Raw genomic sequence first — 14,601 nt, 5'->3', positions numbered from 1 at the left:
GCCGACGTACGGCCGAGGCCGGCCGACGTACCACCGAAGCCCGCCCGACGTCCGGACGAACTCCGCTCGACGTCCGTTCGAACTCCGCTCGACGTCCGCCCGCAGGGGTCGTTGCCGAGAAGTGGACCCGCTGTCCGCAGCCATCCCTGGGCCCACGCGCGCCGGAAGGACACATCCGTATGACCGTCGATGCACGCGCCGCAGCGAGACGACCGATCCACTGGGCCGTGGGCGGGGCGCTCGTCGTCGCCACCGCGCTCGTCCCCAGCGCCGAGTCGGCCGCCGCGGAACAGACCTCGGAGGTCGCCCTCCGCTACGCCTGCCCGTTCCCCTCCGGGCCCGAGGAGGTGGGCGTCGTCGTCTCGGCGGTGCTGCCCACCTCGGTCCGCACCGGCGAGGAGATCCGCCCGTCCCAGGTCTCCGTCGAGGTGAACCTGGAGCCCACGGCGCTCGCCCGGTTCGGGGAGCTGGACGCCGCCACCCTGTCGGCCGTCGCGCGGCTCACCGTCCGCAACACCGTCGGCGACCGGTCCGCCGACGCCTCCTGGCAGGATCTGACCGCCCCGCCCGTCGCCCTGCCCGGGCCCGACGGGGGCGGCCTGGCCCTGACCGCGACCGGTGACGTGCCGACGGTCTCCTTCGGCAGCCCCGGGCGCGCGACGCTGGCCCCCGCCGAACTCGCCCTCTCGCTGTCCTCGCTCACCGGATCCGGCGAGCCGACCACGCCCCCCGGGCTCGACGTCACCTGCGAACCGGCCCCGGGCCAGGAACCCGAACTCGCCGCGATCACCGTCCGCGGCGACAGCGACCCCACGGCCCCCGCTCCCCAGCCGTCGGCGAGCGACCCCGCACCGGACCCGGCCCCCACCCGGCCGGCCGAGGGCCTGTCGCCCGGCGCCCGGGAGAAGATCGACGCCCTCACCGACGAACGGCTCGAAGCCCTGGACGGCGAGGACCCGGGCAGCTGCCCGATCGAGATCCCGCCCGAGTGGGTGATGACCACCGCCGAGACCTACGCGGCCGGCTACGCCAACGCCGCCAAGCTGGACGGCGCGGCGGCGCTGGGGCCCGCGTTCATGAAGGTGGTGCTCAACAAGCGCTACATCAACGACTCGTGCGCCTCGACCGTCGACGTCAGCTCGGAGGTGAACTTCGACTACCAGGGGCGTCGCCAACTCCCCCCGACGAAGGCCACGTTCCTCAGCTACGGATTCATGCCGACGACCGCGACGATGACGCTGGAGCAGGTGGGCCCCCCGGCCGCGATCCACACGCACACGGTCACCAACACGCCCACCTATCCGGAGGAGACGACCGTCACGGCCCAGCTCGTGATGCGGCTCTCCGACGTCGAGGTGAACGGCGTCCCCCTGGACGTGGGCCCCGACTGCCGCACGGTACGCCCCTTCGAGCAGGTGCTGAGAGGGTACGGCCAGAGCTATCCGCCGGCCGGTTACCTCGTGGCGACCGGCGGCAGCCTGACCGGGTACGCCCACATCCCGCCCTTCGAGGGCTGCGGTGTGGGGGAGGACCTCGACCCGATCTTCACCTCGGCCATCTCCAGCCCGGGCAAGAAGGCCGACAACTACACCAAGATGACCCAGGCGCCCCTGTGCGTGGCCACGAACCCGGAAGGGCCGGACTGCCCGCCGAGGGTGCCGAAGCCCGAGCGCTGACCCGAACGCCTCCCGAACGCCTCCCGAGCGCTGACCCGAACACCCCCGGGCGCCGGCCCACCCCCGAGCCCTTCCGGTTTCCCGACCGGAAGGGCCCTTTTCTGCCCACCGGCCGTCGTGTGATTCCTCATCATCCGACAGGTTTGCCGCGCGGATTGCTCACCCGCGAACAAATCTCCGCCCCGCATGAATTCTCGCCGAGGAAAGTCTGTACCCAGTATTGCGAAGTCAGGTTACCGGCCCGTAGCGTCCCAGACGTGCCGATCAAAACCGACTGCGTGCCTGTTCGGCGGGCACACCCGGGCCCGGTTCGCTCCGCTCCGGTCCTGGGGCCCACCGGATCAAGCGCTCCCTGCTTGCGCAGATTTCGACAAGGACGGGAACCGGCCTTGTCACCGAATGACAAGTGATCCATTCTCAGCCCCGCGTCCGCCGATCTCCGCTGTTCAACGGCTTGCCCTGGCGGTTTCGACGGACATAACGTGCGCCCCCTGGTGCATGTGTGACGAGCCGCCATCGCTTTTCTCAGAGCCGGAGCGCCAATCGATGAACACGTTCACCGCCACTTCGAGGGAGGGCCGATGGGAATCGAAGTAGTCGTCGAGGGCCTGACGAAGTCCTTCGGCAAGCAGAACATCTGGCAGGACGTCAGCCTCACCCTGCCCGCCGGTGAAGTGAGCGTCATGCTCGGTCCTTCCGGAACCGGAAAGACCGTCTTCCTGAAATCCATCATCGGGCTGCTCAAGCCCGAACAGGGACGCGTCCTCATCAACGGCGTCGACATGGTGAACAGCTCCGAGCGCGACATCATGGAGACCCGGAAGCTCTTCGGCCTCATGTTCCAGGACGGGGCCCTCTTCGGCTCGATGTCGCTCTTCGACAACATCGCCTTCCCGTTGCGCGAGCACACCCGCAAGAAGGAATCCGAGATCCGCCGCATCGTCATGGAGCGCATCGACATCGTCGGGCTCCTCGGCGCCGAGGGAAAGCTGCCCGGCGAGATATCCGGCGGCATGCGCAAGCGCGCCGGCCTCGCCCGCGCCCTGGTCCTGGACCCGCAGATCATCCTCTGCGACGAGCCGGACTCCGGCCTCGACCCGGTCCGCACCGCCTACCTGTCGCAGCTCCTCATCGACCTCAACGCGCAGATCGACGCGACGATGCTCATCGTCACCCACAACCTCGACATCGCGGCGACCGTCCCCGACAACATGGGGATGCTGTTCTGCCGCAACCTCGTCACCTTCGGCCCGCGCGAGGTGCTCCTCACCAGCGACACCCCGGTCGTCTCCCAGTTCCTCGCCGGACGCCGCGAAGGCCCCATCGGCATGTCCGAGGAGAAGGACGCCGCCACCCTCGCCGCCGAGCAGCAGGCCGACACCGCGCCGCCGCGCACCGGACCCCGCACCGTCGTCCCCCAGCTGGAGCCCTCGCCCGGGATGCCCGTACGCCAGGGCGCGCTGCGCCGCCGGGAGCGGGTCATGTCGATGATGGGCCGGCTGCCGGAGGCCGCCCGTACGGCGATCCTCGACAGCTACGCCCCGGCCGCGGGAGGTGCGCGCAGGTGACCGCCCCGATGCCGGTGCGGCCGGCCGAGCCGCCCGAGAAGCCCCCGCCGCCCACCGACCCCGGGGCGACCGCACCGTCCGCGCCCGAACAGCGGCGGCCCTCCCGGCTGCTCGCCCCGCTCCGCGAGACCGGGAAGCTCTTCGCGCTCGCCGTCGCGGTGGCCCGGGCGATCTTCCGCCGCCCCTTCCAGGTGCGCGAGTTCATCGAGCAGTTCTGGTTCGTCGCGAGCGTCACGATCCTGCCCGCCGCCCTCGTCTCCATCCCCTTCGGCGCGGTCATCGCCCTCCAGGTCGGCTCCCTCACCCAGCAGCTCGGCGCCCAGTCCTTCACCGGCGGCGCCAGCGTGCTGGCGGTGATCCAGCAGGCGAGCCCGATCATCGTGGCGCTGCTGATCTCCGGGGCCGCCGGATCCGCGATCTGCGCCGACCTCGGCTCCCGCAAGATCCGCGAGGAACTCGACGCGATGGAGGTCATGGGCGTCTCGCCCATCCAGCGCCTCGTCGTCCCCCGGGTGCTCGCCACCATGCTCGTCGCCGTCCTGCTCAACGGCCTGGTCTCCGTGGTCGGCACCCTCGGCGGCTACTTCTTCAACGTGATCATGCAGGACGGCACCCCGGGCGCGTACCTCGCGAGCTTCTCCGCCCTCGCCCAGCTGCCCGACCTCTACATCAGCGAGTTCAAGGCCCTGATCTTCGGCTTCATCGCGGGCATCGTCGCCGCCCACCGGGGCCTCAACCCACGCGGCGGCCCCAAGGGCGTCGGCGACGCGGTCAACCAGTCCGTCGTCATCACCTTCATGCTGCTGTTCTTCGTGAACATGGTCCTCACGGCGATCTACCTCCAGATCGTCCCCGCGAAGGGGAGCTGACCCATGGCGATGCTCAGCTGGCTCGACCGATCGGGCGACCAACTCACCTTCTACGTCAAGGCACTCGTCTGGATCCCGCGCACCCTGCGCCGCTATCTGCGCGAGGTGCAGCGGCTGCTGGCCGAGGTCGCCTTCGGCAGCGGTGGACTCGGCGTCATCGGCGGCACCATCGGCGTGATGGTCGCCATGACCCTGTTCACCGGCACCGTCGTCGGACTCCAGGGCTACGCGGCCCTCAACCAGATCGGCACCTCGGCGTTCACCGGGTTCATCTCCGCCTACTTCAACACCCGGGAGATCGCCCCCCTGGTCGCCGGCCTCGCCCTCTCCGCCACCGTCGGCGCGGGCTTCACCGCCCAGCTCGGCGCGATGCGGATCAACGAGGAGGTCGACGCCCTGGAGGCGATGGGCGTCCGCTCCATGCCCTACCTCGTCACCACCCGGATCATCGCCGGAGTCGTCGCGATCATCCCGCTGTACGCGATCGGGCTGCTCTCCTCGTACGTCGCCTCCCGCTACATCACCATCTTCTTCAACGGGCAGTCCGCGGGCACCTACGACCACTACTTCAACCTCTTCCTCTCCCCGCAGGACGTGCTGCTGTCGGTCCTCAAAGTGCTGATCTTCAGCGTGCTGGTGATCCTGGCCCACTGCTACTACGGCTTCCACGCCACCGGCGGCCCGGCCGGAGTGGGCGTGGCGGTCGGCCGGTCGGTGCGCAACGCCATCGTCCTCATCAGCGTCACCGACTTCTTCCTCTCGCTCGCCATCTGGGGCGCCACGACGACGGTGAAGGTGGCCGGCTGATGCGCACCTCCAGCACCTCCAGCACCACCCGCACGGTCCGCCGACGGCTGGCCGGAGTCACCTTCCTGGTAGTGCCCGCCGTCCTGGTGTGGGTATCGGTCTCCGTGTACGAGAAGGACTTCACCGACGACGCCACCGTCACCGTCCGCACCGGAGCGGTCGGCAACGAGATGCACGACAACGCCGACGTGAAGCTGCGCGGCGTCGTCATCGGTCAGGTCCGCTCCATCGCCACCGACGGCGACGGCGCCCGCCTCACCCTGGCCATCGACCGGGACAAGCTCGATCAGGTCCCCGCCGACGTCACCGCCCAGATGCTGCCCACCACCCTCTTCGGCGCGCGGTTCGTCGCACTCGTCCCGCCCCGCATCCCCACCGGCACCACCCTGCGGGCCGGGTCGGTCATCCCGCAGGACCGCTCCAGCAACGCCATCGAGCTGGAACAGGTCCTGGACAACGTCCTGCCGCTGCTGACCGCCGTGAAGCCCGAGAAGCTCTCCGCCACCCTCAACGCCGTCTCCCAGGCGCTGGAGGGACGCGGTGAACGGCTCGGCGAGACGCTGACCACGCTGGACGGCCATCTGAAGAAGTTCAACCCCCAACTCCCCACGCTCAACGCCGACATCAAGAAACTCGTCAAGGTGAGCACGCTGTACGCGGACGCCGCGCCGGACGTCCTCGACGCGCTGACCGACGCCACGGTCACCAGCTCCACCCTCGCCGACCAGGAGGCGCGGCTCGCCGGGCTCTACGGCACCACCACGGCCGCCGCGCAGGACACGACCTCCTTCCTGCGGGAGAACAAGGACAACCTCATCCGGCTCTCCGCCGCCGGCCGACCCTCCCTCGAACTCCTCGCCGAATACGCCGAGTCGTTCCCCTGCACCCTGCGCACCATGGCCGGCTTCGTGCCCGCCATGGACAAGGCGCTGGGCAAGGGAACCGACCGACCGGGACTGCATGTGTCGCTCAAGTCCGTGCCCTCCAAGGGCAAATACCTCCCCGGCAAGGACACCCCGGTCTACAGCGCGAGCGGCGGGCCCGCCTGCTACTCGGTGCCGTACGTCGGCAAGCACACCCCGACCGCCGACACCCGCCGGGCCACCGACGTCACCGCACCCCCGGCGGACCCGGGCGACGGCGCCGGCACCGGGCTCGGACTGCCCAACTCGCCGCAGGAGTCCCGGCTCGTCAACGAACTGGTCGCGCCCTCGCTGAAGGCCCGGCCCGGAGACCTGGCCGACTGGAGCAGCGTGCTCATCGGCCCGGCCTTCCGCGGTGCGGAGGTGAAGCTCAAGTGAAACGCCGCTCGCTCGCCGGACCGGTCGCCAAGTCCCTCGTCTTCATCGTCGTCACCGTGCTGGCCACCACCGTCCTCGGGCTCTCCATCGCCAACACGGGCGTCGGCGACACCACCACGTACAAGGCGCGGTTCACCGACGCCACCGGCCTCATCCCCGGCGACAGCGTCCGGATCGCCGGAGTGAAGGTCGGCCAGGTCGAGTCCGTGAAGGTCGCCGACCGCCGCGTCGCCGAGGTCGCCTTCGCCGTACGCAAGGGGCGCAGCCTCCCCGCCTCGGTGACGGCGTCCATCAAATACCTCAACATGGTCGGCCAGCGGTACGTCGACCTCGACCGGGGCCCCGGGCCCGTCGGCCGGGCCTTCGCGCCCGGCGACACCATCCCGCTCTCCCGCACCACCCCGGCGCTCGACCTCACCGAGCTCTTCAACGGCTTCCAGCCCCTCTTCGAAGGGCTGTCGCCGCCCGACGTCAACCAGCTCGCCGGCTCCATCGTCCAGGTGCTCCAGGGCGAGGGCGGCACCGTCGACAGCATCCTGCGGCACGTCGGCTCGCTCACCACCACCGTCGCCGCGAAGGACAAGGTGATCGGCGAGGTGATCAAGAACCTCAACACGGTCCTCAAGACGGTCAACGACCGGGAGGCCGGCTTCGACGACCTCGTCGTCACCCTGGAGAAGCTCGTCACCGGATTCTCCGGCGACCGCGAACCCCTGGGGGAGGCCATCACCGCGATGGGCGCGCTCACCACCGTCACCGCCGACCTCTTCCAGGACGGCAGGAAGCCGCTCAAGGACGACATCCGCCAACTCGGTCGTCTCAGTGGCCAGTTGGAGAAGGGCACTCCGCAGATCGAGAACTTCCTGGAGAAGACCCCGGCCAAGATGGCGGCCATCAGCCGACTGACGTCCTACGGATCGTGGCTCAACCTCTACCTCTGTGAAGCGAAGGTCAGCGGCGTCACCCACGACGACGGCAGCAAGCCGCCGGGCGGCATCGCGATCACCCAACCGAGGTGCCTGGCATGAGAATCACCCCCATCCGGGAACGCAACCCGGTCGCCGTCGCCCTCGTCGGGCTCCTCGTCCTGACCCTGCTCGGCCTCGCCGCCTGGCGCGCCGACTCCCTGCCCTTCGTCCAGGGCGGCACCTCCTACAGCGCCGACTTCACCGAATCCGCCGGGCTCACCGACGGCGACGAGGTGCGGATCGCCGGAGTGAAGGTCGGTGAGGTCACCGGCGTCTCCCTCGACGGCGCGAAGGTCCGCGTCGACTTCCGGGTGAGCGGCGCCTGGATCGGCGACTCCTCCACCGTGGGCATCGCCGTCAAGACCCTGCTCGGCGAGAAGTACCTCGCCGTCGACCCCCTCGGCGACGCCCCGCAGGACCCGGGCTCCCGCATCACGGCGAGCCGCACCACCTCCCCGTACGACGTCACCCAGGCGTTCAACGGCCTCGGCGAGACCATCGGGGAGATCGACACCGAACAGCTCGCCAAGAGCTTCGAGACGATCTCCGCCACCTTCAAGGACTCCCCGCCGCACGTCCGCAGCGCCGCGGACGGGCTCTCCGCCCTCTCCCGTACGGTCTCCGAACGCGACGCCCAGCTCGCCACCCTGCTCCGCAACAGCAAGCAGCTCACCAAGACCCTCGCCGGGAAGAAGAGCAGCTTCGAAACGCTCCTGGAGGACGGGAACCTGCTGCTCGGCGAGATCCAGGCCCGCCGCGACTCCATCCACCTGCTGCTCACCGGCACCCGCGACCTCGGCACCCAGCTCACCGGACTCGTCCGGGACAACGACAAGCAGCTCGGGCCGACCCTGGAGTCCCTCGGCCGGGTCACCGCCGTCCTGGTCAAGAACCGCAAGAGCCTCGACAAGGTCCTCGCGATGACCGGCTCCTACAGCCGGCTCGTCGGCAACACCCTCGGCAGCGGGCGCTGGTTCGACAACTACGTCTGCGGAGTCGTGCCCAAGAACTACCTCCCCGCCGGCACACCCCCGGCGACCGGCTGCATGCCACCCCGGCAGCAAGGGGGCCGCTGACATGAGACGCACCCGCATCACCGGCATCACCGCCGGACTCGCCCTCGTCGCCGTCGCGGCCGCCACTGGCGTGAGCGCCCTGGAGGAGGACGGCAAGACCACCGTCACCGCCTACTTCGAACGCGCCACCGGCGTCTACGCCGGATCCGACCTGCGGATCCTCGGTGTCAAGGTCGGCACCGTCGCCTCCGTCGAGCCCCGCGGCGAGGAGGTGAAGGTCGTGCTGCGCCTCGACCGGGGCATCGACGTCCCCAAGGACGCCCACGCCGTCGTCGTCGCCCCCAGCCTCGTCGCCGACCGCTACGTCCAGCTCGCCCCGGCCTACGAGGGCGGCCCCCGGCTCGCCGACGACGCGGTCCTGCCCGCAGCCCGCAACGCCACCCCCGTCGAGGTCGACGAGCTGTACGCCTCCATCACCGAACTCTCCACCGCCCTCGGCCCGAACGGCGCCAACGCCGACGGGGCGCTCGCCCGGCTCCTGGACACCGGGGCGAAGAACCTCGACGGCAACGGCAAGGCCATCGGGGACTCCATCGAGCAGTTCGGCAAGGCCACCAAGACGCTCGACAAGTCCAGCGGCGACCTGTTCGACACCCTGGCCCACCTCCAGTCCTTCACCACCATGCTCAAGAAGAACGACGGCAACGTCCGCAGCGCCGAGCAGCAGCTGAACACGGTCACCTCCTTCCTCGCCGACGACAAGAAGAACCTCAGCGCGGCCCTCAAGGAACTCGGCACCGCACTCGGCCAGGTCAAGACGTTCATCGCCAAGAACCGCGGCGCGCTCAAGAAGAACGTCGAGGCGCTGGTGCCCGTCACCCAGGCGCTCGTCGACCAGCGCGCCTCGCTCGCCGAGGCGATGGACACCCTCCCGCTCGCCGCGGGCAACGTCCTGAACGCCTACGACCCCGCCAACCGCACCCTCAACGGGCGCACCAACCTCAACGAACTGTCCATGGGGGGACCGCTCGTCGACCCCGGGGCCGCCTCGGCCGCCGGCCGGCTCACCGGCCTGGCCCCCGTCGACGCGACCCGCCGCGAGGCCCTGCCCGTCCTGCCGCTCCCGGAGGTCGGCACGGTCTACGGCACCCCCGAGAAGCAGCCCGGCAAGCAGTCCGGCGAACAGCCCGGCAAGCAGAAGGGGGCGCGACGATGAACGACGACGACCGGCGCAGACCTGCCGTACGGGCCGCCGTCGCGGCCGTGGCCCTCCTCGCCACCGGTGCGCTGGTCGCCCTGGTCGTGGTCCGCCCCGACGGCCCCTCCTTCACCGGCATCGAGCAGATCCCGCTGCCCGGCGGCGCGGACCTCGGCGACCGGCCGTACGAGGTCACCGCCGAGTTCGGCGACGTCCTCAGCCTGGCGCCGCAGTCCTCGGTCAAGGTCAACGACGTGGCCGTGGGACGCGTCACGAAGATCGCGCTGGCCCCGGACGGCTGGCGGGCCCGGGTCACCATGCGGGTCAACGGGAAGATCAAGCTCCCCGCGAACTCCTACGCCCGCCTCGAACAGTCCAGCCTGCTCGGCGAGAAGTTCATCCAGCTCGCCCCGCCGCCCGAGGGCACCGCACGTGGGTCGCTCGCCGCCGGCGGCCGTATCCCGCACTCCCGCACCAACCGGAACCCGGAGGTCGAAGAGGTCTTCGGGGCCCTGTCCCTGCTCCTCAACGGGGGCGGCGTCAACCAGCTCAAGACCATCACCACCGAACTCAACAAGGCGCTCGCCGGGCAGGAACCGCAGATCCGCTCCCTGCTCAACCGGGTCGACACCCTGGTGACCAACCTGGACGAGAACAAGGGCGACATCACCAAGGCCCTGGACGGCGTCAACCGCCTCGCCGCCACCCTCGCCACCCGCAAGCAGGACGTCGGCACGGTCCTCACCGGGCTCAGCCCCGGACTCAAGGTCCTGGAGAAACAGCGCGGTTCGCTGCTGACCATGCTGCGCTCCCTCGACACCCTCTCCACCGTGGCCGTCGACACGATCAACCGGAGCAAAGCCGACATGATCGCCGACCTCAAGGCGCTCGCCCCGACCCTCAAGGCGCTCGCCGACTCCGGCCAGGACCTCCCCGACTCCCTCCAGGTCCTGCTGACCTACCCCTTCACGGACGAGGTGCTGCGCGGCGTCAAGGGCGACTACCTCAACGTCTACCTGGACGTGACGGCCCTGCCCGATACGCAGATCATCCCCGCGCTCACCCCCGATCCCCCCGGGATCCCGCCGCTCCCCCCGGCCGAGGGCGAAGGCGCGGCGGCCCGGGGTGCGCTGCCCCTGCCCCTGCCGCTGCCCGCCGTGTCGGGAACGCCGAAGACCGGGGCGCCGAGAACCGGGGCGCCGACGACCGGAACGCCGAAGACCGACGCTCCCGACGCGCCGAAGCCCTCGGGAGCCTCGAACCCCGCGAAGGGGGCGACACCGTGATCACCCTCGCCATCCGGCTGAAGAACCTCGCCTTCCTCGTCATCGCCACGCTGGCCCTCGGCTACCTGGGGGTGCGGTACGCCGATCTCGGCCACTACGTCGGACTGCGCAGCTACTACACCGTCACGGTCCAACTCCCGCAGACGGGCGGCCTGTACACCCACTCCAACGTCACCTACCGGGGCGTCTCCGTGGGCCGCGTCGGCCCCATCGAGCTGACCGAGGACGGCGTCGAGGCCGAACTGCGGATCGAGAAGGACGCGCCGCCGATCCCGGACAGCCTCACCGCCGTCGTCGCGAACCTGTCGGCGGTCGGCGAGCAGTACGTCGATCTGCGGCCCACCCGCAAGGAGGGGCCGTTCCTGGGCAACGGCTCGGTCATCGACGAGGCCGACACCACCATCCCCGCACCCCCCACCTCCGTCCTCACCAGCGTCGACGACCTGGCGAGCAGCGTGGACCTGGAAAGCCTGCGGACCGTCGTCGAGGAGTTCGGGGCCGCCTTCGAAGGGCGCGGCGACGACCTCCAGGTCCTGCTGGACACCAGCGGCGACTTCGTCAAGGCCGCCGACAAGACCCTGCCGGTCACCACCCGGCTGATGGCCGACGGCGAGCGCGTCCTGCGCACCCAGGCCGAACAGGGGCAGGCCCTCAAGGGCTTCGCCTCGGGGGCCAAGGAACTGGCCGCCGAACTCAAGGGATCCGACGCCGACCTGCGCCGCCTCATCGCGACCACCCCGGACGCCGCCGTCCAGATCAGCGGACTGCTCCGCGACCTGGATCCCGCCTTCGGCGTCGTCGTCGCCAACCTCCTCACCACCTCGGAGGTCGCCGTCACCCGCCAACGGGGCCTGGAGGAACTCCTCGTGAAGCTGCCCGCCGTCGCCGCCGCCGGAGCGAGCGCGGTCGACGACGACGGCGCCCGGTTCGGGATGTCCGTCACCTTCTTCGAACCGCTGCCGTGCACCGCGGGCTACGGCGGCACGGTCTACCGCAACGGCCTCAACACCTCGGACGGGCCCGCCGTGAACACCGCCGCCCGCTGCACCTCCTCGCCCGGCACCGGCATCAACGTCCGGGGCAGCGCCAACGCCCCCCGGGGCGGCCCGGTGCCGAAACCGGCCGTTCCGGGCTCGATGAAGCTGCCCGGAACGGCGGACGGCGGGTCCGCGACCGCACAGCCGCCGGCCGAGGGAATGGCCGGGCTGCTGGGTCTGGGAGGCGGCTCATGACCCCCCGCACCCGACGCCGGGCCGGCTGGGCCGTCCTGCTCGTCGCCGCCCTGCTCTGCGGCCTGGGGGCCTGGTCGTACGGGCAGGCGCGCGGCGACCGCTCCCTGTCCTACGCGAAGGCCCGCGACACGGCCCTGGCCGAGGGCAGAGCGCACCTGGCGACGCTGAACAGCCTGGACGGCGAGGACGCGAAGCGGGTCGAGCACGGGTTGCGGGCCTGGCTGGACTCCTCCACGGGGCCGTTGCACGACCAGCTGGAGCGGACCCGGAAAGCCGACGCGAAGTCCCTGACGGCCGCGGGCGACACGGCCCGGGGCAAGGTCACCTCGGCAGCGCTGACCGCACTGGACGAGCGCACGGGCACGGCGGAGCTGATCGCCACCGTGGACGTCGAGGTCACCCCGCGCTCCGGTGCGGCCGGCACCCAGCGCAAGCGGTTCGGGGCGACCCTCGCCCGTACGGCCGACGGCTGGAAGGTCAAGGCGCTCACAGCGATCGGAACGGGTGGCGGCCGATGAGACCGCGGGGAGGAACGGCGACGATGAAGAGCGACATGGTCCTCGATCCCGACGTGGGCCGGGAAGCCGGATCGGAGACGGCGGACCCGGACGCCGCGGCCGACATACCTCTCCGGCGTTGGCCACGCGTCGTCGGCGCACTGCTGACGGTCGTGCTGCTCGCCACCGGAGGAGCCCTGTACGCCGAGGGACGCCACCTGCGGGACACCCCGGCCACGGCGAACCTCGCGCTCACCGACGCGGAGGCGACCGCCCGCGTCACCGGTGACGTCAGCAGCGCGCTCGGGAAGATCTTCTCGTACGGTCCCGGGGCCACCACCGTCACCAGGGCGGCGGCGGAAGAGGTCCTGGCGGGCAAGGCGCTCCAGCAGTACGCGACGCTGTTCGGCCAGGTCGAGCGGCAGTCCGCCGATCAGAAACTGACGCTCACCACCGAGGTCGTCCGGGCCGGGGTGACCCGGCTGACCGGCAGCAGCGCCCACCTCCTGGTCTTCCTCGACCAGGTCTACGAGCGCCGGGGCCGCGCCCCCACCACCGCCTCCGCACAGCTCACGGTGACCGCGCGACTGCGCGACGGACGCTGGTGGATCGTCGAGATCGGCTCCACATGACGGCGGGCCGGAGGCGATGGCGCACCGGTCCGGTTCGGCAGGCAGGGGAGAGGCAGCACATGGCACGGCAGCGGACGGCACAGCAGGAACCAGCAGGGCAGGACTCGGCACAGGAGAGCCCGGCGCCAGCAGGGACGGTACGGGCGGGGACGGTACGGGCGGGGGCGCGGAACCCGCTGGTGATCGCCGCACTGGCACTGGCGGTCTGCGCGGCCGGAGCGGCGGGCTGGGGCGGCTGGCTGCGCTACGAGGCCACGCACGACGACGCGGCGTCCTTCGCGCAGGCGCGGGACGACGCACTGGCGGCGGGCGAGCAGGCGGTGCAGAACATGAACACCCTGGACCACCGCTCCCTGGAGAAGGGGCTCGACAGCTGGGAGCAGTCCACCACGGGCGATCTGCGCAGCCAACTCGTGGAGGGACGCGACGCGTTCGCCGAGCAGATCGCCGCCGCCAAGACGGTGAGCACCGCGAAGGTCCTCTCCGGCGCGGTGACCGAGCTGGACCAACGGGCGGGCCGGGCAGGGGTGATGGTGGCACTGCGGGTCACCGTGACCGCGCCGAAGGGTGAACCAGCGGTGAAGGAGAGCCGGTTGCTCGGGAGTCTCACGCGCACCTCCGACGGGTGGAAGCTCAGCGCGCTCGGCCAGGCGCCCGTCGGCGGCGCGGGCGGCTGACCCCGGTCCCCGTATCCGCACGCAGCCGCATGCCCCGCACGCCCCCGGAGAGGACCCCGCCCATGTCGACGACCCGTCACCTCGTGAACCGCCGCCGCCGGCTGGCCACGGCACCACCGCGCACACCGGGGGCCGAGACCGATCCGGCACCCGAACAGACCGCCGCCACCACCACCGCCACCGCTGCCGACCCCGAACCGCCGCGGGCAGCGGAAACCACCGCAACCGATCGCAACACCGATCGCAAAACCGACAGCGACAGCGACAGCGACACCGACGCCTCTGCCGGGTCCGACGCCGCTCCCGACGCCCCTGCGGACGCCCCCCGTGCCGGGGCGTCCCGCCTGCGCGTCGGACTCCCCGCCGTGCTCTGCGCCCTCACCGTCCTCCTCGGAGCCTTCGCCGCCTGGGCGTTCACCTCGGCCGACAGCCTCCGCGACGAGCCGGCCCGGCAGAACACCGCGCTCACCGACATCGGCCGGACCAGTGAGGTGAAGGGCCGGATCAGCGAGGCGGCCGGCGCGGTGTTCTCGTACGACTACGCCTCACCCGCCCGGTCCGAGCGCGCCGCGAGCACCTATCTGACCGGCCGGGCCGTGCAGCAGCACAAGGACATGCTCGCCGACGTACGGGAGCAGGCCCCGAAGCAGAAGCTCGTCCTGACCACCACCGTGACCGGGAGCGGGGTCGAGTTCCTCGACGGCGACCGCGCCCGGGTGCTGATCTTCGCCGACCAGAGCAACACCCGTACCGGCAAGGACGAGGAGACGACGTACGCGGCGGCCATGTTCGCCGTGGACGCCGTCCGCCGCGGGGACACCTGGCTGATCGCCGCCATCGACACGTTCACCCGCTGAGCCCCGGAGAGGGGAGT

14 protein-coding genes are annotated in these 14,601 nt (G+C 71.1%); all 14 read left to right on the top strand.

Annotated features, from left to right (window positions below; all coding sequences use genetic code 11):
- Window positions 1-179 precede the first annotated feature (179 nt).
- Entirely contained in the window at window positions 180-1,676 is a 1,497-nt protein-coding gene (locus tag N7925_RS03890) for a DUF6801 domain-containing protein (RefSeq protein ID WP_274343030.1), read from the top strand.
- Window positions 1,677-2,257: 581 nt separating this feature from the next.
- A complete protein-coding gene (locus N7925_RS03885) occupies window positions 2,258-3,244 on the top strand; it encodes an ABC transporter ATP-binding protein (protein WP_265598102.1) in 987 nt (328 codons plus the stop codon).
- Entirely contained in the window at window positions 3,241-4,113 is an 873-nt protein-coding gene (locus N7925_RS03880; protein ID WP_265598101.1) for an MlaE family ABC transporter permease, read from the top strand. The genes N7925_RS03885 and N7925_RS03880 overlap by 4 nt, the downstream gene beginning before the upstream one ends.
- Window positions 4,114-4,116: 3 nt before the next feature.
- Window positions 4,117-4,920: an MlaE family ABC transporter permease gene (locus N7925_RS03875; RefSeq protein WP_097867568.1), complete on the top strand. Its 804-nt coding sequence runs from the start codon at window positions 4,117-4,119 to the stop codon at window positions 4,918-4,920.
- Window positions 4,920-6,221, top strand: coding sequence for an MCE family protein (locus N7925_RS03870; protein ID WP_274343029.1), 1,302 nt, complete (start codon window positions 4,920-4,922; stop codon window positions 6,219-6,221). The genes N7925_RS03875 and N7925_RS03870 overlap by 1 nt, the downstream gene beginning before the upstream one ends.
- Entirely contained in the window at window positions 6,218-7,249 is a 1,032-nt protein-coding gene (locus N7925_RS03865) for an MCE family protein (RefSeq protein WP_265598099.1), read from the top strand. Before N7925_RS03870 ends, N7925_RS03865 begins: the two co-directional genes overlap by 4 nt.
- On the top strand, window positions 7,246-8,265 hold the full coding sequence (locus tag N7925_RS03860; RefSeq protein ID WP_265598098.1) for an MCE family protein: 1,020 nt from the start codon (window positions 7,246-7,248) through the stop codon (window positions 8,263-8,265). The genes N7925_RS03865 and N7925_RS03860 overlap by 4 nt, the downstream gene beginning before the upstream one ends.
- 1 nt (window position 8,266) lies before the next feature.
- On the top strand, window positions 8,267-9,421 hold the full coding sequence (locus N7925_RS03855) for an MCE family protein (RefSeq protein WP_265598097.1): 1,155 nt from the start codon (window positions 8,267-8,269) through the stop codon (window positions 9,419-9,421).
- Window positions 9,418-10,689: an MCE family protein gene (locus N7925_RS03850; protein ID WP_274343028.1), complete on the top strand. Its 1,272-nt coding sequence runs from the start codon at window positions 9,418-9,420 to the stop codon at window positions 10,687-10,689. Before N7925_RS03855 ends, N7925_RS03850 begins: the two co-directional genes overlap by 4 nt.
- On the top strand, window positions 10,686-11,921 hold the full coding sequence (locus tag N7925_RS03845) for an MCE family protein (RefSeq protein ID WP_274343027.1): 1,236 nt from the start codon (window positions 10,686-10,688) through the stop codon (window positions 11,919-11,921). Before N7925_RS03850 ends, N7925_RS03845 begins: the two co-directional genes overlap by 4 nt.
- Window positions 11,918-12,439, top strand: coding sequence for a hypothetical protein (locus tag N7925_RS03840; protein WP_274343026.1), 522 nt, complete (start codon window positions 11,918-11,920; stop codon window positions 12,437-12,439). The genes N7925_RS03845 and N7925_RS03840 overlap by 4 nt, the downstream gene beginning before the upstream one ends.
- A gap of 23 nt (window positions 12,440-12,462) precedes the next feature.
- Window positions 12,463-13,050, top strand: a complete 588-nt coding sequence (locus N7925_RS03835) for a hypothetical protein (RefSeq protein WP_274343025.1) — start codon at window positions 12,463-12,465, stop codon at window positions 13,048-13,050.
- A gap of 59 nt (window positions 13,051-13,109) precedes the next feature.
- Window positions 13,110-13,727 carry a nuclear transport factor 2 family protein gene (locus N7925_RS03830; protein ID WP_416222865.1) on the top strand — a complete coding sequence of 206 codons (618 nt, stop codon included), beginning with the start codon at window positions 13,110-13,112 and terminating at the stop codon, window positions 13,725-13,727.
- Window positions 13,728-13,789: 62 nt separating this feature from the next.
- The gene (locus N7925_RS03825) at window positions 13,790-14,584 is read left to right on the top strand and encodes a hypothetical protein (RefSeq protein ID WP_274343024.1); all 795 of its coding nucleotides are present in this window, start codon (window positions 13,790-13,792) and stop codon (window positions 14,582-14,584) included.
- The last annotated feature ends 17 nt before the right edge of the window (window positions 14,585-14,601 follow it).

It is taken from the genome of Streptomyces sp. CA-278952 (assembly GCF_028747205.1).
GTDB lineage: Bacteria > Actinomycetota > Actinomycetes > Streptomycetales > Streptomycetaceae > Streptomyces.
Note: the sequence above shows the minus strand (reverse complement) of the source record. Positions and strands in the feature narration are given on the sequence as shown.